21 protein-coding genes are annotated in these 21,139 nt (G+C 43.5%); 14 read left to right on the top strand and 7 right to left on the bottom strand.

All coding sequences use genetic code 11. The features are described from left to right. Positions 1-65: 65 nt before the first annotated feature. From ACN6NB_RS17075 to rbsB, 6 genes are read left to right on the top strand one after another with little or no spacing between them, the layout of a single operon-like run. A complete protein-coding gene (locus tag ACN6NB_RS17075) occupies positions 66-1,052 on the top strand; it encodes a LacI family DNA-binding transcriptional regulator (protein ID WP_039181973.1) in 987 nt (328 codons plus the stop codon). Next, positions 1,049-1,927, top strand: coding sequence for a ribokinase (gene rbsK / locus ACN6NB_RS17080; RefSeq protein WP_064497941.1), 879 nt, complete (start codon positions 1,049-1,051; stop codon positions 1,925-1,927). The genes ACN6NB_RS17075 and rbsK overlap by 4 nt, the downstream gene beginning before the upstream one ends. Further along, entirely contained in the window at positions 1,924-2,316 is a 393-nt protein-coding gene (gene rbsD / locus ACN6NB_RS17085) for a D-ribose pyranase (protein WP_064497940.1), read from the top strand. Before rbsK ends, rbsD begins: the two co-directional genes overlap by 4 nt. Positions 2,317-2,331: 15 nt before the next feature. After that, the gene (locus tag ACN6NB_RS17090) at positions 2,332-3,813 is read left to right on the top strand and encodes a sugar ABC transporter ATP-binding protein (RefSeq protein WP_474253499.1); all 1,482 of its coding nucleotides are present in this window, start codon (positions 2,332-2,334) and stop codon (positions 3,811-3,813) included. Between the two features lies 1 nt (position 3,814). After that, the gene (rbsC, locus tag ACN6NB_RS17095; protein ID WP_024423678.1) at positions 3,815-4,768 is read left to right on the top strand and encodes a ribose ABC transporter permease RbsC; all 954 of its coding nucleotides are present in this window, start codon (positions 3,815-3,817) and stop codon (positions 4,766-4,768) included. Positions 4,769-4,781: 13 nt separating this feature from the next. Next, positions 4,782-5,699 carry a ribose ABC transporter substrate-binding protein RbsB gene (gene rbsB / locus ACN6NB_RS17100; RefSeq protein ID WP_144491562.1) on the top strand — a complete coding sequence of 306 codons (918 nt, stop codon included), beginning with the start codon at positions 4,782-4,784 and terminating at the stop codon, positions 5,697-5,699. 35 nt (positions 5,700-5,734) lie between these two features. Here the strand turns inward: rbsB and ACN6NB_RS17105 are convergent, their stop codons facing one another. After that, the gene (locus ACN6NB_RS17105) at positions 5,735-6,337 is read right to left on the bottom strand and encodes a flavin reductase family protein (protein ID WP_047202606.1); all 603 of its coding nucleotides are present in this window, start codon (positions 6,335-6,337) and stop codon (positions 5,735-5,737) included. 65 nt (positions 6,338-6,402) lie between these two features. Then, positions 6,403-7,299 (bottom strand): acetoin biosynthesis transcriptional regulator AlsR, encoded by an 897-nt coding sequence (gene alsR / locus ACN6NB_RS17110; protein WP_144491563.1) that lies wholly within the window; start codon positions 7,297-7,299, stop codon positions 6,403-6,405. A 155-nt stretch (positions 7,300-7,454) separates the two neighbouring features. On the opposite strand from alsR, the gene alsS reads away from it, so the two are divergent. The 5 genes from alsS to ACN6NB_RS17135 all read left to right on the top strand — a co-directional run bounded on the left by alsS (position 7,455) and on the right by ACN6NB_RS17135 (position 11,724). Next, positions 7,455-9,155: an acetolactate synthase AlsS gene (alsS, locus tag ACN6NB_RS17115; protein WP_106025536.1), complete on the top strand. Its 1,701-nt coding sequence runs from the start codon at positions 7,455-7,457 to the stop codon at positions 9,153-9,155. Between the two features lie 35 nt (positions 9,156-9,190). Beyond that, positions 9,191-9,961: an acetolactate decarboxylase gene (gene budA / locus ACN6NB_RS17120; RefSeq protein WP_058838581.1), complete on the top strand. Its 771-nt coding sequence runs from the start codon at positions 9,191-9,193 to the stop codon at positions 9,959-9,961. 152 nt (positions 9,962-10,113) lie between these two features. After that, the gene (locus tag ACN6NB_RS17125) at positions 10,114-10,590 is read left to right on the top strand and encodes an Lrp/AsnC family transcriptional regulator (protein ID WP_144467996.1); all 477 of its coding nucleotides are present in this window, start codon (positions 10,114-10,116) and stop codon (positions 10,588-10,590) included. 16 nt (positions 10,591-10,606) lie between these two features. After that, positions 10,607-11,188: a chromate transporter gene (locus ACN6NB_RS17130; protein WP_144516273.1), complete on the top strand. Its 582-nt coding sequence runs from the start codon at positions 10,607-10,609 to the stop codon at positions 11,186-11,188. After that, the gene (locus tag ACN6NB_RS17135; RefSeq protein ID WP_395944087.1) at positions 11,185-11,724 is read left to right on the top strand and encodes a chromate transporter; all 540 of its coding nucleotides are present in this window, start codon (positions 11,185-11,187) and stop codon (positions 11,722-11,724) included. The genes ACN6NB_RS17130 and ACN6NB_RS17135 overlap by 4 nt, the downstream gene beginning before the upstream one ends. A gap of 33 nt (positions 11,725-11,757) precedes the next feature. Here the strand turns inward: ACN6NB_RS17135 and ACN6NB_RS17140 are convergent, their stop codons facing one another. Both ACN6NB_RS17140 and ACN6NB_RS17145 read right to left on the bottom strand, forming a co-directional pair. Beyond that, the gene (locus tag ACN6NB_RS17140) at positions 11,758-13,077 is read right to left on the bottom strand and encodes a UDP-glucose dehydrogenase family protein (RefSeq protein WP_144491565.1); all 1,320 of its coding nucleotides are present in this window, start codon (positions 13,075-13,077) and stop codon (positions 11,758-11,760) included. Positions 13,078-13,193: 116 nt separating this feature from the next. Next, positions 13,194-13,337, bottom strand: coding sequence for a YwzD family small protein (locus ACN6NB_RS17145; RefSeq protein WP_003214884.1), 144 nt, complete (start codon positions 13,335-13,337; stop codon positions 13,194-13,196). A gap of 186 nt (positions 13,338-13,523) precedes the next feature. Here ACN6NB_RS17145 and ACN6NB_RS17150 point away from each other — a divergent pair, with 186 nt between their 5' ends. Both ACN6NB_RS17150 and ACN6NB_RS17155 read left to right on the top strand, forming a co-directional pair. Beyond that, on the top strand, positions 13,524-15,131 hold the full coding sequence (locus ACN6NB_RS17150) for an SWIM zinc finger family protein (RefSeq protein WP_144489947.1): 1,608 nt from the start codon (positions 13,524-13,526) through the stop codon (positions 15,129-15,131). Next, on the top strand, positions 15,118-17,895 hold the full coding sequence (locus tag ACN6NB_RS17155; RefSeq protein ID WP_144491566.1) for a DEAD/DEAH box helicase: 2,778 nt from the start codon (positions 15,118-15,120) through the stop codon (positions 17,893-17,895). The genes ACN6NB_RS17150 and ACN6NB_RS17155 overlap by 14 nt, the downstream gene beginning before the upstream one ends. 69 nt (positions 17,896-17,964) lie before the next feature. On the opposite strand, the gene ytvA is transcribed toward ACN6NB_RS17155, so the two are convergent. The 3 genes from ytvA to ACN6NB_RS17170 all read right to left on the bottom strand — a co-directional run bounded on the left by ytvA (position 17,965) and on the right by ACN6NB_RS17170 (position 20,526). Then, positions 17,965-18,753 (bottom strand): YtvA family blue-light photoreceptor, encoded by a 789-nt coding sequence (gene ytvA, locus ACN6NB_RS17160; RefSeq protein ID WP_039182012.1) that lies wholly within the window; start codon positions 18,751-18,753, stop codon positions 17,965-17,967. A 153-nt stretch (positions 18,754-18,906) separates the two neighbouring features. Continuing rightward, positions 18,907-19,767: a Cof-type HAD-IIB family hydrolase gene (locus tag ACN6NB_RS17165; protein ID WP_474253552.1), complete on the bottom strand. Its 861-nt coding sequence runs from the start codon at positions 19,765-19,767 to the stop codon at positions 18,907-18,909. Between the two features lie 402 nt (positions 19,768-20,169). Beyond that, positions 20,170-20,526 (bottom strand): hypothetical protein, encoded by a 357-nt coding sequence (locus ACN6NB_RS17170; protein WP_041087904.1) that lies wholly within the window; start codon positions 20,524-20,526, stop codon positions 20,170-20,172. 117 nt (positions 20,527-20,643) lie between these two features. Here ACN6NB_RS17170 and ACN6NB_RS17175 point away from each other — a divergent pair, with 117 nt between their 5' ends. Next, positions 20,644-21,054 (top strand): YwpF-like family protein, encoded by a 411-nt coding sequence (locus ACN6NB_RS17175; RefSeq protein WP_024423692.1) that lies wholly within the window; start codon positions 20,644-20,646, stop codon positions 21,052-21,054. Positions 21,055-21,139 lie beyond the last annotated feature (85 nt).

Raw genomic sequence — 21,139 nt, forward strand, 5'->3', positions numbered from 1 at the left:
TTTTGATGCTTTCGTGATAATCTATGTGTGTAAACGGTTACACACTCATGAAGGGAGGCACTCCATTGGCTACCATTAAAGATGTTGCAAAAGCTGCACAAGTGTCTGTTGCCACTGTTTCACGCGTGCTCAATGATACTGGATACGTCCATTCAGATACGAAAACCCGCGTGACACAAGCGATGCAGGAGTTGAACTACTTTCCCAATGAAGTGGCTAGATCCCTTTTCAAAAGAGAATCACGCTTAATCGGCTTAATCTTGCCTGATATCACAAACCCCTTCTTTCCTCAGCTGGCTAGAGGTGTTGAGGATGAGATTCATGCGCACGGTTTTCGGTTATTATTCGGGAACAGTGATGAGGATCGAGAGAAGGAAATGGCCTACTTACAAACCTTTAAACAAAATCAAGTGGTCGGTGTCATCGCAGTCACAAATGAACCTGAATCAGATATATACAACGATGATGATTTACCTGTTGTGTTTTTAGATCGAACCGTTCCACATGCACCTTCTGTTTTTGCAGATGCTGCAGCTGGCGGGAAAATGGCCGCAATGGAATTAATTAGACGCGGCAGCCGGCAGATCACACTGCTAAAAGGACCTGCCCATCTACAAACAGCTCGGCAGCGCTTCAAGGGCGCACTCGATGTTCTCACGGATACAGGTGTCGACTTTCATGTGATGTCTAATGCTTCCTTTTCCTTTCAAGAAGCCCGAAAAAGCGCCAAAGCCCTCTTCCAGCTGTACCCTGAAACAGATGGAATCATTGCCAGCAATGACATCGTCGCAACAGCGGTCATCCATGAAGCGCTTCGTATCGGAAAAGCCATTCCAGGAGACGTTCAAATCATTGGATTTGATGATATTCCGCAAAGCGAGCTGCTTTTCCCTTCCTTATCGACCATTAGGCAGCCCGCCTATGAGATGGGGAAAGAAGCGGCACAGCTGTTAATCAAAGCGATTCAGAAACAACCGATAGATCAGCCAGTTATTCAAATGCCCGTCTCTTTTATTGAACGAGAGACCACAAGAAAGGTGGATTCACAATGAGTCATATTGTTGTAGTAGGAAGCTGTTCAATGGATTTAGTCGTCACATCAGATAAACGGCCAAATGCCGGTGAAACGGTTTTAGGCGAATCGTTTAAAACGGTCCCAGGCGGAAAAGGTGCCAATCAAGCTGTCGCAAGTGCCAGACTCGGTGCAGATGTATATATGGTCGGCCGAGTTGGTGATGACGCTTACGGTCAGGAAATTCTCAGTAATTTACAAGCACAAGGTGTCCGCACCTCATATATGAAACCGGTTACCGAAATGGAGAGCGGCACAGCTCATATCATTTTAGCAGAAGGTGATAACAGCATTGTCGTGGTCAAAGGGGCAAATAATGAGGTCACTCCTGACTATGTAAATGATGCTCTTTCTACAATTGATGATATCGGGATGGTTCTTATCCAGCAGGAAATACCTGAAGAAACGGTCGAAGCGGTCTGCTCCATTTGCAGTGAAAAAGAAATCCCTGTGATTTTAAACCCTGCACCAGCCCGCAAAGTATCGCAGCAGGTTTTAAATCAGGCTGCTTACATTACACCGAATGAACACGAAGCTGTTCTTATGTTCGATGGTCTGCCAATTGAAGATGCCTTGCGTCAATACCCTAACAAATTACTAGTCACAGAAGGGAAAAATGGGGTTCGATATTTTGATGGATCGAAAGAAGTGTTAGTTCCAGGTGTACCTGTCGAAGCAGTCGATACAACAGGAGCTGGCGATACCTTTAACGGAGCCTTAGCTGTCGCCCTAACAGAAGGCAAATCCCTCTATGACGCACTAGCCTTTGCCAACCTTGCAGCATCAATGTCCGTCACAAAGTTTGGTGCACAAGGCGGCATGCCAACAAGAGAAGAATTGGAGAAAAAGAAATGAAAAAAAACGGCATCCTAAACAGCCATATTGCCAAGGTGCTTGCTGACCTTGGCCATACAGATACAATCGTTATCGCAGACTGCGGCCTCCCTATTCCAGAAGGTCCAGTCAAAATTGACCTGGCATTATCGATCGGCACACCGTCCTTTCAGGAGGTCACCTCCCTCCTTCTTCAAGAAATGGCTGTTGAAAACATGACTGTGGCTAGTGAAATCAAAGAGGCCAATAAACGAGATCATTTATTTCTTAAGAAAGCGTTCTCAAAACCATTACATGAAGTAGACCACGAGACGTTCAAAGACATGACCAAACAGGCAAAGGCAGTCATTCGAACGGGTGAAGCCACCCCATACGCAAACTGCATTCTTCATGCCGGTGTCATCTTTTAAAAGGAGGAGCCAGATATGAACATAGAGATGCATAACATCCATAAGGCTTTTGGGAAAAACACCGTTCTCTCCGGGGTCTCCTTTGACCTCGTCACAGGCGAAGTCCACGCACTCATGGGTGAAAATGGTGCGGGAAAATCAACTTTAATGAACCTGCTTACAGGTCTTTATTCTTTAGATCAAGGAACGATACAAATCGACGGAAAAGAAACCGCTTTCAAAAATCCAAAGGAAGCGGAACAGCACGGCATTGCCTTCATTCATCAAGAGCTCAACATATGGCCGGATATGACCGTCTTGGAGAACCTATTCATCGGGAAAGAAATCTATACGAATCTTGGGCTGCTAGACACAAAGAAAATGAAGGTCCTTGCCCAAACGCAGCTGGACCGGTTGTCTGTGAATCTCTCGCTTGATCAAGAGGCAGGCAGCTGTTCTGTTGGACAAAAACAAATGATTGAGATTGCAAAGGCATTAATGACCGATGCGAAAGTCATCATCATGGATGAGCCGACAGCAGCTCTAACGGAACGTGAAATTGAAAAGCTCTTCCAGGTCATTGAATCTCTCAAAAAAGAAGGCGTTTCCATCGTTTATATTTCTCACCGTATGGAGGAAATCTTTGCAATCTGTGACCGGATTACGATCATGCGTGATGGGAAAACGGTCGATACGAAAGCCATACCTGAAACGAACTTCCACGAAGTCGTCAAAAAAATGGTCGGCCGTGAATTGACAGATCGATATCCTGAGCGTACGCCTTCTACAGGAAATATTGTCCTCGAGGTGAAACAAGCAACGAAAAAAGGACAATTTCAAGATATCAGTTTCTCAGTTAAAGCTGGAGAAATCGTCGGTGTTGCAGGCTTAATGGGGGCTGGCCGGACCGAAATGATGCGATCACTCTTTGGCCTTGATCCTCTTGACCAAGGAGAAATCTGGGTTCACGGAAAAAAGACTGTTATTAAAAAACCAAGTGATGCGGTCAAGCTCGGCATCGGTTTTATCACAGAGGATCGCAAGGATGAAGGGCTCATGCTTGATGCATCCATCCGAGAAAACATCGGTCTGCCAAACTTAAAAAGCTTCTCTCCAAAGGGACTGATTGATAAAAAAAATGAACAGGATTTTGTCGATCTGCTCATCAAACGACTGACGATTAAAACGGCTTCCTCTGACATTTCTGCCCGAAGCCTGTCTGGTGGAAATCAGCAAAAAGTCGTCATCGCCAAATGGATCGGCATACAGCCAAAGGTCTTGATTTTAGATGAACCGACACGAGGTGTCGACGTCGGAGCGAAACGAGAAATCTATCAGTTAATGAACGAACTGACCGATCGGGGCGTTGCCATTTTAATGGTCTCCTCTGAACTCCCAGAGATACTCGGGATGAGCGATCGAGTACTCGTCATCCATGAAGGAACCATCAGCGGAGAATTAGACAAAACAGAAGCAACACAAGAACGAATTATGACACTAGCTACAGGAGGGAAGTAACATGAAACCACTTACTTCAAATGGACGATTTGATCACATCATGCAAAAGCTTGGGCCATTCTTAGGACTCATCATCCTTGTCGCCATTGTTTCTATTTTAAACCCGGCCTTTTTAGAACCTTTAAACATCTTAAACTTACTGAGACAAATCTCCATTAATGCCCTCATAGCCTTTGGGATGACGTTTGTTATTTTAACTGGGGGCATTGATTTATCAGTCGGAGCCATACTTGCACTGTCCAGTGCCCTGACTGCCGGCTTTATCGTTTCTGGCATGGACCCGATTTTAGCCATTATCGTCGGCTGTATCATCGGTGCCGTTCTTGGGATGATTAACGGTCTATTAATCACAAAAGGAAAAATGGCCCCTTTTATCGCAACACTTGCGACAATGACGATTTTCAGAGGTTTGACACTCGTTTATACAGATGGAAACCCGATTACTGGGCTTGGCTCTAACTATGCATTCCAATTATTTGGCAGAGGATATTTCTTAGGCATTCCTGTTCCAGCGATCACGATGCTTCTCACCTTTATCGTCCTTTGGGTACTGCTTCATAAAACACCTTTCGGCAGAAGAACATATGCGATCGGTGGGAATGAAAAAGCGGCTCTCATCTCAGGCATCAAAGTACCGCGCGTGAAAATTATGATCTATTCATTAGCAGGCTTCATGTCTGCCTTAGCAGGTGCGATCTTAACATCTCGTCTGAATTCTGCACAGCCAACAGCTGGCACGTCCTATGAGCTTGACGCCATTGCTGCCGTCGTACTTGGCGGGACAAGCCTGTCCGGCGGAAGAGGACGAATTGTCGGCACACTCATCGGGGTACTTATTATCGGTGTCCTGAACAATGGTATGAACTTACTTGGTGTTTCATCATTCTATCAATCTGTTGTGAAAGGGATTGTCATCTTGATTGCAGTCCTGCTGGACAGAAAGAAATCTGCTTAAGGAGGCAGCCGCTATGAAAAAATATCTTATTCTCATCCTGACTCTCTCATTGTTCATGCTTTCTGCCTGCTCTCTTGAACCACCTGAGTGGGCCAAGTCATCAAAAGATGGCAAGAAAAAAGACATCAAAATCGGGCTGTCAATCTCGACATTAAATAACCCATTCTTCGTTTCTTTGAAAAACGGTGTGACAAAAGAAGCGAAAAAGCTAGGCATTGACGTCGTGATTGCAGATGCACAAAATGATTCAGCTAAACAAACAAGTGATGTAGAAGATTTAATTCAGCAAGGTGTCGACGTATTGCTCATCAACCCAGCGGATTCATCTGCCATATCAACCGCTGTCGAATCAGCGAACGCTTCTGATATACCTGTCATCACATTAGACCGCTCAGCCGAAAGTGGAAAGGTAGAAGCACTTGTCGCCTCAGATAACGTCAAAGGCGGAGAAATGGCAGCTAACTTTATCATCGACAAGCTCGGCAAAGGAGCAAAAGTCGCTGAATTAGAAGGCGTACCAGGCGCTTCCGCTACACGTGAGCGTGGAAAAGGATTCCATAAAATAGCAGATAAAGACTTAAAAGTGACAGCGAAACAAGCTGCTGACTTCGACCGGACAAAAGGACTGAATGTCATGGAAAACCTCCTTCAAGGAAACCCTGACATCAAAGCCGTTTTTGCCCACAATGATGAAATGGCACTTGGCGCGCTAGAGGCGATTCAAAGCTCTGGGAAAGACATTCTTGTCGTTGGCTTTGATGGGAACGAAGATGCACTCAGCTCAATCAAAGCAGGAAAACTCTCTGCAACAGTTGCGCAGCAGCCAGAGCTGATCGGTCAACTGGCAGTCGGTGCTGCAAACGACGTATTAAAAGGGAAAAAAGTACAAAAGAACATCGCAGCTCCACTGAAACTAGAACAGAAGAAATAAACAGAACCCCCGAGCATCACTCGGGGGTCTTTTGATTACTGTGGTCTTTTCAGCACAAATGACGTGCCTAAATGGGCATAATCATTACCTGCTAGTCGCGCGACTGGTTTCAGTTCATTAGTAGAAACATAGCCTTTTTCTACATCATAAACACCCTCATCTAAATGTGCACATACAACCCGGCCAATGATATGATCGACCGTGATCTCCCCTTCATCATTTTGAAAGGTGAGATGCTTTTCCAGCTGACATTCAAAACGAATGCGCGCTTCCTTGATCCCCGGCACTGAAATGACATGACTCTCTACTTGATGAAGACCGGTTCGATCCAGCTCACTCTCTTCCTGCGGCAGCGTAGCAGCTGTTTCATTAATATCTTCTATTATGGCTTCATCACTCACATGAATGACAAACTCTTCCCTATCGATAATATGCTGCGCAGTATCTTTCATCTGACCTTCACGTCGACCGATAGAAACGGCAATGAGCGGTGGGTGTCCACTGATGACATTAAAGAAACTAAATGGTGCGGCATTGACGACATTTTCTTTAGATAGACTTGTAATAAACGCTATCGGTCTTGGAACGATAGAACCAGATAATAATTTATATGCCTCTTTTCGTGACAGCTGATCCATTTGCAATGTAATCAATTCAGGTACGCCTCCTTTTAATGTAACGACATCATACCATAACCCGTTCCCTATACCTCTAATTCCAGCTCGGTGCGATGCAGGATATGGTGGACAAGATGAAATAAAGCAGGATTATGATTTTCCCGTCTATAGGAAATCGTCCATTCCGCCAGAAGCTGTTCACCCTCAATGGCCCGATAAACAACATCCAGATTAAATAGACGCCGGGCTGATTTCGGAATCACCGCAATACCGATCCCTGCTGTGACAAGGCCAATGATCATTTGATATTCCGCCGCTTCCTGCACGATATTTGGAGAAAATCCGTACTTTTCACATAGCAGGACAAAGTGCTGATAAAGGGACGGCCACGATTCCTGTGATAAAGAAATAATCGGTTCATGACGGATATCTTCAATCGTGACAGTCTCTTGTTGAGCCAATCGATGATTTTTTGGAATCGCAAAAATACATTCACTTTGCTTCATCAAACGACTGACTAGTTCTTCATGCGGCGATGTAGGATGTAAAAAACCGATATCAATCTCACCATTTAACAGTGCCTCTAGCTGCTGCGGAACAGAAAGCTGCTGCAGCTCGATACTGACAGAGGGATACAGCTCCCTGAATTCACGTACAACGGGCGGCAGAATATCATACGTCGCCGTTCCAACAAAACCTATGATGATTTTCCCCAGCTCTCCTCTTGCTGTGTGACGGGCATGATCAACCGCTTTATCAAGCTGTTGCAACACTCCCCGAATCTCATGTAAAAAGACCTTTCCAGCAGCTGTTAGCTCCACCACCCGTTTCGACCGGTGAAATAAAGGAAAACCCAATTCTTCCTCAAACTGCTTAATTTGCTGACTAAGTGGAGGCTGTGTCATATTCAACCGTGCGGCTGCTCTGCCGAAATGCAGCTCCTCCGCTACTGTGACAAAATACTGCAAATGTCTCAGTTCCATCCTTTCACTCCTCACACACTTCACTTATTCGTGAAACATATCAAAACTGCGTTAAACATATATTGGAAATTTTATTTTATGAAATGTATAGTAAATCATATCATGAAAATATATTTTCTTAAAAAATTTTACTTGCCGAAAGGAGTGCGGGGTAAATGAAATCTCAAGCACAACCCCTAACAAGACGAGGAGCAGAGTTGATTGTCGATACGCTGATTGCTCAAGGTGTGACCCATGTTTTTGCCATTCCAGGTGCAAAAATTGACGCTGTATTTGATGTATTAAAAGACAGAGGTCCTGAACTTGTCCTATGCAGACACGAACAAAATGCAGCCTTTATGGCAGCTGCTGTCGGACGTTTAACTGGCAAACCAGGTGTTTGTCTCGTCACATCAGGTCCTGGTGCATCTAATTTAGCAACAGGTCTATTAACAGCCAATACAGAAGGTGATCCTGTTGTCGCAATCGCTGGAAACGTCATTCGTGCAGATCGTCTGAAACGAACACATCAATCACTCGACAATGCGGCATTATTCAAACCAGTCACCAAATATAGTGTTGAAGTACAAGACGTTCATAATATACCAGAAGCATTAACAAATGCTTTTCGCGCGGCACAAAAAGGGCAGGCTGGAGCAGCATTTATCAGCTTTCCACAAGATGTCGTGACAGAACACACCACACAAACAGCAGTGTCTGCTCACCCTTCTCCAGAATTAGGTCCTGCACCGGATGCTCTCATCAGTTCGGCTATCGCCAAAATTCAAAATGCACACTTACCTATTGCGATTGTGGGAATGAAAGCCAGTCGTCCAGCTGCTGCAAATGCCACAAGAGCATTATTAAAAACACTTGGTATCCCATTTGTTGAAACGTATCAAGGAGCCGGCGTTCTCTCAAGAGAGCTCGAGTCTCAATATGTAGGCAGAATCGGCTTATTCCGTAATCAGCCGGGTGACCTTCTCATTGAACAAGCAGATGTCCTTTTGACCATTGGCTTTGATCCAATCGAGTATGATCCGAAGCATTGGAATCTTCAGCCGCAACAGCGCCAGATCATCCATGTTGATGACATGCAGGCAGATATTGACCATTTTTATGAGCCAGCGCTTGAACTTGTAGGCAATATTTCTGAAACCGTCAAACATCTAGCGCATGACAGTGTTCCTCTTTCTCTATGCAAAGAGAACATAGAATTAGTCACTGAATTACAGGAGCTATTAAGCGACATTGAAAAGGCACCAGAAAGAGAAAGTCATCGATCTCACCCGCTGGATGTCATTCATACATTGAGACGCCTGATTCCTGATGACACAAAGGTCACATGTGATATCGGATCTCACGCGATTTGGATGTCCCGTCACTTCCGCGTCTATGAACCGAACTCATTCTTGGTGAGTAACGGCATGCAAACATTAGGCGTCGCATTACCATGGGCAATTGCGGCTTCTATATTGAATCCAGATGAAAAGATTATTTCGGTTTCGGGTGATGGCGGTTTTCTCTTCTCCGCAATGGAGTTAGAAACAGCTGTCCGCAAAAAGACAAACCTCGTTCACCTTGTTTGGAACGACAGCACATATGACATGGTTGCGTTCCAGCAGGAAATGAAATATGACCGTACATCCTGCGTTGAATTCGGACAGATCGATTTAGTGAAATATGCGGAAAGCTTTGGAGCGACTGGATTACGGGTCAACTCACCTGAGGAGCTTTCAACCGTCCTTCAAAAGGGTATAAACATAGAAGGACCCGTGATCATTGATATTCCGATTGACTATCAAGATAACCCTGACCTCGCCAGTCAAAAATGGCCAGAAGTCTATCGAAAAAAACACACAGCGAACGTCAGATAAGACTTCGATACATTACATTAAAGGAGTGAGCGGATATGGGTATGATGCACCCAATGAATCAACAGAATGACACAAGACAGCATGACAAACAGCAGGAGGTCTATCAAGTATCAACGATGACCTCCTTGCTTGAAGCCGTATATGATGGAGATTTCTCCCTCGCACATATTCCTGAACACGGTGATTTCGGCATCGGTACATTTAATCAATTAGATGGGGAGCTGATCGGCTTTGACGGTGCATTCTACCGGCTGCGCTCGGATGGAACAGCGACACCAGTCACCGATCAAGATTATTCACCATTCTGCTCTCTAGCTTTCTTTGAAACAGATATCGTTCATCGAATTGATGCACCAATGACGTCCAAAGAACTGGAAGAAGAAATTGACCGCATCTTACCAAGTAAAAATATCTTTTATGCGGTCCGCATTGATGGATCATTCAAAAAGGTTCAAACACGTACGGTTGAAAAACAGGAAAAACCTTACGTTCCGATGGTAGAAGCAGTCAAGTCTCAGCCTATTTTCGACTTCGAGGATATTCAAGGTACGATCGCAGGCTTCCGTACACCGCAGTACGCACACGGCATTGCGGTAAGTGGATATCACCTTCATTTTATTGATGAAGATCGAAGTGTTGGCGGACACGTATTTGATTACACCGTTGATCAAGTCACCATCCGCATATCTCAAAAACGTCATATGAATTTACACCTGCCGAATACGCAGGAATTCTTTCAAGCCGACATTGATCGAGCTGACCTTGCACAGCAAATTGCCAGTGCAGAAAGCAACCCGGATCAATAAATGAAGACACCCCGATGAGCTCGGGGTGTTTTTTAATGCATAAAGATGTTTTTTCACCCGTAACGTTTTCGTTTCGATAGTAAATGAGAAATCAATCATTCTATACGTAATGAAATATGATAGAATATCAACAGAAGAAAGGTGGTTATATGGTGTCAAAAGACTATAGCATTCCGAACTTAACATTAGACGAAAGAGATAAACAAATTTTATCACTATTACACGAGGACGGGCGCATGTCTTACACAGATCTCGGCAAACAGGTCGGTCTGTCACGTGTTGCCGTACAAGCCCGCATTCAGCAGCTCGTTGAAGCAGGGGTCATTGAACGATTCACAGCTGTGATTAACCCCGCGAAGGTCGGCATTCATGTCTCTGTCTTCTTTAATGTAGAGGTAGAGCCAAAATTTTTAGAAGCGGTTGCCCTTCAGCTTGAACAGGAAACAGCTGTCACGAGTCTTTATCATATGACAGGACCAAGCAAGCTGCATATGCATGGCATTTTTCAAGATGAACAGGAAATGGAGACATTTCTGACAAAAAAACTATACCCGCTAGAAGGCGTTGTCAGTGTGGACTGCCAAATGCTCATTAAACGATACAAAAGCCGTATGGGCATGAAATTGTAGACAGGAGTTGAACCACTTGCAATCATATATCGAACTCATTATCGCTATGGTGCGAAGCGGGATTCTCGGTTTTGGCGGAGGCCCTTCCGTGATACCGCTTATTCGCCATGAAGCGGTAGTGAAATATCAATGGATCAACGATGACGAATTCGGAGAAACACTCGCCATCGCCAATGCATTACCAGGCCCGATCGCAACCAAAATATCAGCATACCTCGGCTATCGATTAAAGGGCGTATCTGGCGCAATTGTCGCAACAGCTGCTCATATTTTACCGACATGTCTCGCCATGGTAGCCCTTGTCACACTTGTCAGCGTCTTAAGCTCCTCACAAATCATTCAAAATATGATTGGTGCTGTCACCCCTGTCATTGCCGTTCTGTTAGGCATCATGGCATATGAGTTTGGACAAAAAACGCTGAAAGGCTTCGGCATGATCTTTGGGATCGCTCTATTCCTTCTTGCCTTTGTCGGACTGCAAGTGCTCTCCATTCATCCAGGAATCATTGTGATGATCTTTTTATTTTATGGCGCTTTTCATTTTAAACTGAAAAATCGCTGGCATCGGACAAATAAAGAGAAAGGAGTGTCTTCATGATACTGATTCTCTTTTTATTCTGGGCATTCTTTTTATCTAATCTATTAGGATATGGCGGAGGCCCTGCCTCCATCCCGCTCAATTATGAAGAAATCGTCAATCATTTTCATTGGATGACGAACGAAGGATTTTCCAATATGCTGGCTTTAGCCAATGCACTGCCGGGGCCAATCGCTACGAAGATTGCAGCATATGTCGGCTATGACGTCATGGGCTGGCCAGGTTTTATCGTGGCATTGCTTGCAACTGTCCTGCCTTCCGCTGCCGGACTCATTTTATTGCTCAAGCTCATTGACCGTTTTCGCCAATCTCCCGTCGTCAAAGGCATGACCTTATCCGTACAGCCTGTCATTGCGATGATGATGCTTTTACTAACATGGGAAATCGGCGGAGATGCAGTGAAAGCCATCGGCTGGACACAATCTCTCGCCATTGCCGCGATCTCCTTTTTCTTGATGACCAAATTCAAGCTGCACCCTGCCTTTCTTATTATGGCTGCTTTCTTATATGGTGGATTCATTCTGCCGCATTCATAAAAACCGATAACATTCACTGTTATCGGTTTTCTTTTACATATAAATTGGAGAAACTGATCTGCGCCCAATCGAATGATACTCGACCCCTGCTTCTTCTGCCGCTTCAAGTGTATGACAGTTTCGTCCATCGAAAATAAGCGGCTGCTTCATCCATTTTTTGTAGGACGCGAGTGGAAACGACTGAATATCCGCCCACTCTGTTAATAGACAGACCGCATCGGCATCCTTGATCGCTTCTTCAATCGTTTGAGCAAATAAGACTTGATCCGGCAGTTCACGAGCTGCACGCCGGGCAGCAACAGGATCATACGCCACAAGCTCCGCACCTAATTGATGGAGCTCATGAGCGATCGGAATAGACGGTGCCTCCCTCATATCGTCTGTATTCGGTTTAAAGGACAGACCAAGAAGCGCAATTCGCTTCCCTTCAAGCGATGCTCCCAGCCGCTCCTGGATATTTCGGATAAAACCTGCCCTTTGCTCATTATTTACTTTGATGACAGCCTTTAACAGCTCAAAATCATGGGACACATGCCCTGCAATTTGGACAAGTGCATTTGTATCCTTTGGAAAACAAGAACCCCCGTAGCCAATGCCCGCTCTGAGAAAGGAAGAACCGATCCGCTGATCAAGCCCCATTCCCTGCGCCACCCATTCAACATCAGCTCCTGTTTTTTCACAAATGGAGGCAATCTCATTCATAAAGCTGATCTTTGTCGCAAGAAATGCATTTGATGCATACTTGATCATTTCAGCACTTTTACGGTCTGTTTTCACCAATGGAAGGTGGAAATCAGCATACATCTCCTCTAACTGGTCTAATACGGCTTTTGTTTCAGCTCCAATCACAAGCCGGTCCGCCCTCAATGTATCTGAAATGGCAGAGCCTTCCCGTAAAAATTCTGGATTAGATGCAATAGCTAATGGCTCACGCCGTCCTAATTCTTGATGGATGAGCTGATCGATTTGATCACCCGTTCCGACAGGCACCGTACTTTTCACCACAAGAATTGCACCTGACTTTGCTTTTATGCCCATCTCTTTTGCAGCCTGAAACACATATTGTAAATCAGCTTGGCCATCCGCCTGCTGCGGGGTGCCGACCGCGATCATTAATACATCCGCCTTCGTGTAGACTTCCGCTCCATTTATGTGAAAATGAATTCGTCCTTGCTCAAGATTGCGTTTCAGCAGCTCTTTTAACCCTGGCTCATACATTGGCGGATTTCCATGCTTCAGCTGCATGACCTTTCGTCGGTCAATATCAATACACGCCACATCATGTCCTGCCTCCGCTAAACACACACCTGTCACAAGCCCCACATACCCACAGCCTGCAATCGCAATATTCATGACACCATCAGCTCCCCATACTCCTTATGCTTGTAATGACATCGTATGCCGGGAGCTTTCATTCCATTCTTAAAAGCATACAAAAACCCCCTGCCATCACTAGCAGGGGGTCACTTTTATGAAACAAGACCATTTCGAATATGAGCAATCAGATTCTCAAGCATTTCTTTTGTTGTGACATCATTTGAATTTTCACCAATATCATGAGCGTACATCAAAATCTTTAAAAATTCCTCTTGATTTAAACCCTTATTATCCATGTCTGTATCCTTTCGATTCCACTAATTTCATTATTATATGCTGTAAGGTTGGTTTATGCAATACTCTATTACATCATTCGACAGCTTTTGAAATTTATGACCATTTTCATGAAAAACTTTTTTATAAATCCCCATTGAGCTATAATAAAAGAATTGGAATCTTTTACTTGGTTAGGAGCGGATCAAATGCTTCAGCACAACATCAACGAAGAAGAAATCAAACAAACAGCCGAACAGATCAAAGAACTTCTTCCTGCAACAGATGAAAACAAACAACTCATCAAAAAAGCATTGATTACTTATAGACAGGACAGCGTATATCGGCTCAAGCAAGAGTCTGATACCGAATGGTCAGCTTATGTACATGATGTCGTGGCAGCAAGAGTCCACCTTCATGTGCTGTTTCCTGTGAGAAGCAGCTGCTCATGTCCAGCAGATGGACTTTGTAAACACATTCTCGCTGTCTTCTTTTCGCTATACGCTCAAGTAGAGAGTGTGACCGGATTTACAGAAAATTGGTCAGAAAAGGATGAATTACAGCGCAGCAAAGAACTGATTCGCCAGCACTTCCAAGTGAAGCGCCCAGACGAACAATCACTCCAAAGCTGGCTGACTTTTTTCCAAGAGGAATTTAACCTCTGGCTGAAACGGACACCAAAGCACCAGCAAACACCGCAGCATTTGTATTACGGCTATTTATCGATCCTAAAAAAACACGCACCTGCTTCACCTGAATTCAAGAGCTTGTATGCGATTCATACGTCAATCGATGTATGGCTGAGGCTTCATGAACTGATCGACCTCGGCCGGCTTGATGCCGAAAAAGACTTTTATTCCATGAATCCATATGTAGAACAGCTCATGAACACCATTTTCGATTCAGTGGATCATTTGAAGACATACGCCCTTTCCTTTTCCCTCGATCCGTTTCTTGAAAACACACCAACTGCCGTTCGCACACTTCTTCAAATCAATGGACCTTTCCAGCATGAACGAGTAGCGGTCTTTATGGAGATTTGGGGCACCATATTAAATAGAGGGAAATGGGTCAAAAAAGAAACAGAATTACTAAAGAACGCCCAGAAAAAAGAACAAACGGTTGAACGTACCATCGGACTGATGCACATGGATTATTTACTGAAAGAAGATGAAAGCCTCTTTCAGCAATTACAGCTGCTCAATGCCGACATGCTGCCAAATGTGCTCAATTGGCTGAAGGATCTCACAAACCGAAAAGACTGGAAGCGGCTCAAGCTCTGGTATCACGAAATCACCTATATATTAGAGGAATATTGCCAGCTCGACCTTTCCTACAGAGAACTGCGGGGAGCCGTCAGTGATTTCTTCTTTTATTTAGATGCATATTTTAAGCAGACGAAGGATCATCATTTATATGAACGCTATCTCCAAATCTGTATGCCCTATGCGTTTACAGAATACAGTCAGCTATTGTATGCACAGCAGCGTTATGCGGAATGGATTGAGATTCACAGCCTTGTTGGTTTCTCCATTAGTGAACTGGAGAAGGATCTGATCAAACAGATTGCAAAAGAGGAGCCAGAAGCCCTCATTCCATCGTACCACCGTGAAATCACGCTGCTTCTCGATCAAAAGAATCGAAGTGCTTATCGAGAATCTGTGAAAATGCTGAAGAAACTGCGCACGCTTTATCATAAAACGAAAAAAAACGCGATTTGGGAAAGGTATGTAAAGCAGCTGCAAGATTCAACAAAACGGCTGCGAGCGTTCCAAGAGGAAATGAAGAAAGGAAAATTGATTGATGACACGCCATAAACAAATTGTCATTCATGCAGAACAAACAGAAGATTTCTCTTTCACCATTTCAGCGCAAGCAGAGGACGGACACCCTGTTCCGCTTAATGAAATGAAGAGGCAGCTTTTCCAATGGCACGAATCTTCTTTCTACGGAACATTCTTAGAAGATGTCAGCTTTATTGGAACACCTGCCTTCCTGTTAAGCCCTTGGATGACCGTTGAATTGCTAGGAAAAAATTCATTTAATACGTTTAGTCATGTGACATTAACGGATGAAACGGAGCCCCTGATGAAAACAGCCTCCACTATTTACGAATTTATCGAGGACGAAGATTTCGTTCCCGATTACGAGGCGTGGACAAAAGGCGAGCTTCGGTTTAAAGACAAAGAAGGCCTATTAGAAGGTTATACGGCTGATTGGTTCTCCTTTGCTGTACAGGATTATATTCAGTATGATGATGCCTTGCAGCACAAATGGGAACGCATGAACGCACAATCGCCTGCACTCTCAACCTTCCAAGGACATTTTCTAGATGAGCAGGATTTCTTGGAGACGATTGGCTGGATAGATGATGAGACGCCGTTCACTGTCGGCTTGCGCTTAAATGAGCCGGATTTTGACGGAGATGATTGGAAAATCGAATTGTTTTTGCGAGATAAGAAAAACAGTGACCTTCACTTTTTTGAAGGCATCCGTTCATTGAAAAGGTCTTGGCATCCGTATCAAGATAAAATTTCAAGAGAGCTGGAACGATTCAGTCAAATTGTCCCTTGGCTTTCTTTCACATCTGGCACCACACTCATGTCAGAAGAAGAGGCGTGGCTCTTCCTATCTGAAGCGAGTGAAACCCTTGTTAATATGGGTATTGAGATTCTGCTCCCATCGTGGTGGCAAATTGTTAAAGACAGCACGATGATGTTAAAAGCAAGGATCTCTTCTACACCGCGAGGCGAATCGCATGTCGGAATGGACGCATTAATGGACTTTAATTGGCGCTTTGCTACAAACGGCATTGAACTGACAGAAGATGAGTTCAACGAGCTTGTCCAAAGCAAACGACGCCTTGTCAACATTCGAGGACAATGGATCAAAATAGATCCTACCTTCATCCAGCAAATGAAAAAGTGGATGGAGCGTGCCGAAAACGAAGGACTTCACATGTCTGATATTTTGTCACGTGAATTGGCAGATCAAGAAGCCTCCTCTGAATCGATTCCAGAGCTATTGGACAGTTCAGCATTTGCTCATATTCAATTTGAACTTTCATCGCAATTAAGAGGGCTTGTCCACCAATTAAATGATACGCACGAGCTGCCAACCTACGAAATGAGTGAGTCCTTTAAAGGCACACTGCGTCCGTATCAGCAGCACGGCGTGAACTGGCTTTTATTTTTAAGATCGCATGGATTTGGAGCTTGTTTAGCAGATGATATGGGTCTTGGAAAAACGATTCAAATGATCGCATATTTCACGTATTTGAAGGAGCAGGAGCAAAATGCCGCTCCCTCTCTCATCATTGCGCCGACCTCTGTTTTAGGAAACTGGCAGCGAGAGCTCGAAACATTCGCACCACATTTGAAGGTTGCCCTGCATTATGGCCCATCGCGTCCACAGGGAGAGGACTTCACAAAAGCATACGAGTCAACAGATATTGTTCTGACGTCTTATGGACTCTCACATTCTGATCGTGATGAATTAACGGCAGCAAAGTGGAATACCATTTGCTTAGACGAAGCCCAAAACATCAAGAACGCTCATACGAAACAATCGAGAGCGATTAGACAGCTAAAAGGACAGCATCACATTGCCCTCAGCGGGACACCAATGGAAAACCGTTTAACAGAGCTTTGGTCCATATTCGACTTCGTCAACAAAGGATATCTCGGCAGCCTGACCGGCTTCCATAAGAAGTTCGTCCTTCCGATTGAAAAAGACCGTGAAGAAAAAAGAATTGAACAGCTGCAGCAGCTGATCAAACCATTTTTATTAAGACGAACAAAACAAGATGAAGAGGTTGCCCTGAACCTTCCTGAAAAACTCGAAGAAAAAGAATTCATTCCGCTATCCGCTGAGCAGGCGTCTTTATATGAACAGCTCGTGAAGGATACATTTGAACATATGGCATCATTAACAGGGATGCAGCGAAAAGCCATTATTTTAAGTATGCTTGGCAGACTCAAACAGATTTGTGATCACCCTGCTCTCTATTTAAAAGAGAGTGGAACAGATGTGAAACTGCTGAAACGTTCGTTAAAAATGGATAAACTCGCAGAGCTGTTAAAAGCGATACATGAGCAAGGAGAAAGCTGCCTCATCTTTACGCAGTATATTGAAATGGGCAACATGATCAAGCAGCTGGCAGAAAAGATGTTTGGAGAACCGGTCCAATTTTTAAATGGCAGCCTCTCAAAACAGGAGCGGGACAAAATGGTGGACCGCTTCCAGAAGAAAGAATTCAACATTTTAATTCTTTCTTTAAAAGCAGGAGGAACAGGACTCAACCTAACCGCCGCAAACCATGTCATTCACTACGATAGATGGTGGAATCCTGCTGTGGAAAACCAAGCGACAGACCGAGCTTATCGGATTGGACAAAAACGATTTGTTCACGTCCATAAGATGATCACAACGGGCACAATCGAGGAAAAAATCGATCAAATGCTCGAAACAAAACAAACATTAAATGATCAAATTATCCAAAGCGAGAGCTGGATTACAGAGCTATCGACAAACGAACTAGAAGATTTATTTACCTTAAGTGCTGCCGCTCAATCATCTTAATCACAGCAAAAAGAGGACTTTTCTCAAGTTTCATGAAAAGTCCTCTTTTTCATTTGATATAAACGTAAGCTAAATGTTCAGTTTTTTCAATGCAGATTTCACATTCATATACGTATTTAATTCACGGAAGTCCTCTCTCATTTCTCCCATTTTCATGGCAAGATTCGGTTTAATTCCTGTCACAATGAGTTCAGTACCCGTCATTAAAATCAAATCGTTCAGCTTAAAAATCGCATCTGCCACAAATGAATCCACTTCTAATAATCCGGACAGATCGACAATAAAATAATCATCCTTGGATTGAGAGATATAGGTGGAAACCGTTGAAATGATCTTATCAAATCTTGGCGCTGTTAATGTACCAATGATCGGTAACACAGAGATCCCATCTTTCACAGGAACGATTGGGACAGAAATATTCAGCACTTCATCAATTGATTGCTCAAGAAGCTCTTGCTGTTCCTTCTCTTTCGTGACATCCTTTTGCAGACCAACGAAATAAAGACGTTTCCCTTCATTTTCGTCAATCCAAAGTGGAGCGACACTTAACTCGTTCCAAAACATTTGTCCAGATTTTTTATAATTTTTCAGCTGAACAGTGACAGCCTCTTTGTTCTCAATGGCTGTTCTAATTTGTTTGAGAGCGATTTGTTCAGTTTCATCTCCCTGAAGGAAACGACAATTCCTCCCCAATACTTCGATTTCTTGATAGCCTGTCATATCTAAAAAGCCCTTGTTCACATATATTAAAGGATTATCAGGTAAAGACGGGTCCGTCACCGTCAGGCCAACCTGAGTATAGTCCAAGGCTTCCTTGATTAAATGCAGATTTTCGGACTTATAAGATTCCAGCGCCATTCGTTTACTCTCCTTATTTTCCTTACAAGCGGGTTATATTCTTAATTAAATTATATGATGTTCCACATCATGTGTAAATAGAAGTGGTTCTGAATTCCTCTTTTGTAGAATGCGCTTCATCCTATGTGATTTATACCGCGACATCTGATTCATCTATTTCAAAAGGTGCCGGATCATATGCGCCACTCCATGTTTATCGTTTGATAACGTGACGTGATCAGCGATTTCTTTTATATCCTGCCTCGCATTCCCCATCGCAACCCCAACACCAGCAGCTCGAAGCATCGATTCATCATTTAAACTGTCTCCTACAGCCGCTGCCCTACTTAAAGGAATACCTAGTCTTTCTGCCAGCCTTGTTAATGCCTGCCCTTTAGACGCGTGCTTTGAACCAATTTCAAAGTTATGATCAGCCGAACTGACCAATGTTAAATCTAAATCATCACCAAACATATCCCATCCGGCTTTCAATCTGTCCTGAAAGAAAGAAAAACCTAAGATGTTGTAAAATGAAAGCTTTCGATCCTCACGAAACAATTCTTTATATGTATCAATATAAGAAAAACCAGACTGGCTGTATTGAACTTCTGCCGCTTGCTTTAAGACATTTTGATCCGTTTCTGGATTTGCACTTTTTAAACGGTCCATTTCAATCGCAAGAAGCTCTCTGCCGCGATTCGGTGTGAAAATGGCTTCGTTTGTAAAGACTTCATAATAATAATCACGTTCTTCCAGCCATGACAATATGTGTTTAGCCTTTTCTTCTTGTAAAGCAGCTGAATGGTACACTTGTCCAGTTGGATCATGAATCACAGCTCCATTGGCACTAATCACCCATGTATTCATACCAAGCTGGTAAAAAATAGACTTCACATCAAAATACGCTCTCCCTGTTGAAACGACAACCTCAATTCCATTCGCAGCTGCTTCCTTTAATGCCTGCTCGTTTTCCTGACTCACTTTGTGTTCACTGTTCAATAAAGTGCCATCTAAATCCGTTGCGATTAATTGAATGTTTGTCATCATTCTCTCCTTTTTGTCTTTATTTTCAACCGATATACCGTTAACAAAATCCATCATCATTATGTAATGAGTATCCACTATTTGCAAGAGCTGATCGGTTAAACAGTGAATAAAAGGGTATCCGGCCACGCATTATGACCGGATACACACAAAGGGGATTCATAAGGGGACACATGACCTATACAAAGAAGCATTGGTTCTATTACGCAGTGTTCATATGCACAAGGCAGCATCTATCAGCTTTAGCTAGAGGGGGGCTGTCAGATGATAGACGTTACCTTTTGATCGGGACTTTCCTCCTTTCCTTTCAGCTACCCCTAGTCTACGGAGAAAGGCCTGATGTGACAAAACGTGAGAATAGCAAAATAGGCCTTCAAATTCTCTATATCCTCATTAATTTCTGTTTTTTACCGCTTGCGTATAAAACATCATCTTGTTTTGTTTGATGAAATACTTATTTTTCATAAATTGATAAAAAATATCTGAATGAATCCAATTACTAGAAGGCATGTGAATATAATCAGATCCGTCCCACGCAAACCAATAAAAACAAAGCCGGCCATCATGAACCGACAGCTGAAACTCAAAGCAGTCCATTTGATCCTCAGTAACATATTGAAACGTGAGTGACTCTCCTTCTTCCATATAGACATCACAAAATGAAAGAATGTCCCCCCACGAATAAACACGTATATCACTCTTTGCCTTCTCCTCGCCAATATGAATATTTCTCAATTGATAGGACTCCATAAAACATCTCCTTTCACTCATGTGCAGCTAGTTCTAAGCAGGCAGCGGTTTCATTTATACAGATGTTGTATGCTATAATAATACTTACGAATAATGAACGCTTGTGAGGTGATAAATATGAAAACCTTTAGGCTGATTGATTTAAAAATTGAACTTGATCCACAGCAAGATAAAATGTCCAGCATTCCCCTTCGTGACGGTTTAATCATTAATAAAGAAGACGGTGAAAATCACTGGATGATCGAGGCACTCATTCCAAAGAAACATAGACAGGTGTTTGAGGTACTCTTTCAGCAGCACACAGAAGTGAAGATTCTTGTAACGATCACTAAAGAAAACAACCGCCCTGTTCACCTATCTGTCCAAGTCAAAAACATCGTTGCCTTAGAAGAAAACATATCTGTATTACTCGATGGTAAAATGATTACAAATCGTTACAGAACAGAAACTGAAGAAGTATTAAAAGACCTCGTCAAAGAGGGGCTTTCAGGAGAAAAACTACTGGATGCTTTTAAACAAAACACATAAAAAAGAGCGGGATCAGCCGCTCTTAGATTGTTGACAAAGGGCTAAAATGAACTTGATTTTAGCCCTTTGTCTTCTTTTCAGCGTG

The organism is Bacillus sp. 11B20, from assembly GCF_056098985.1.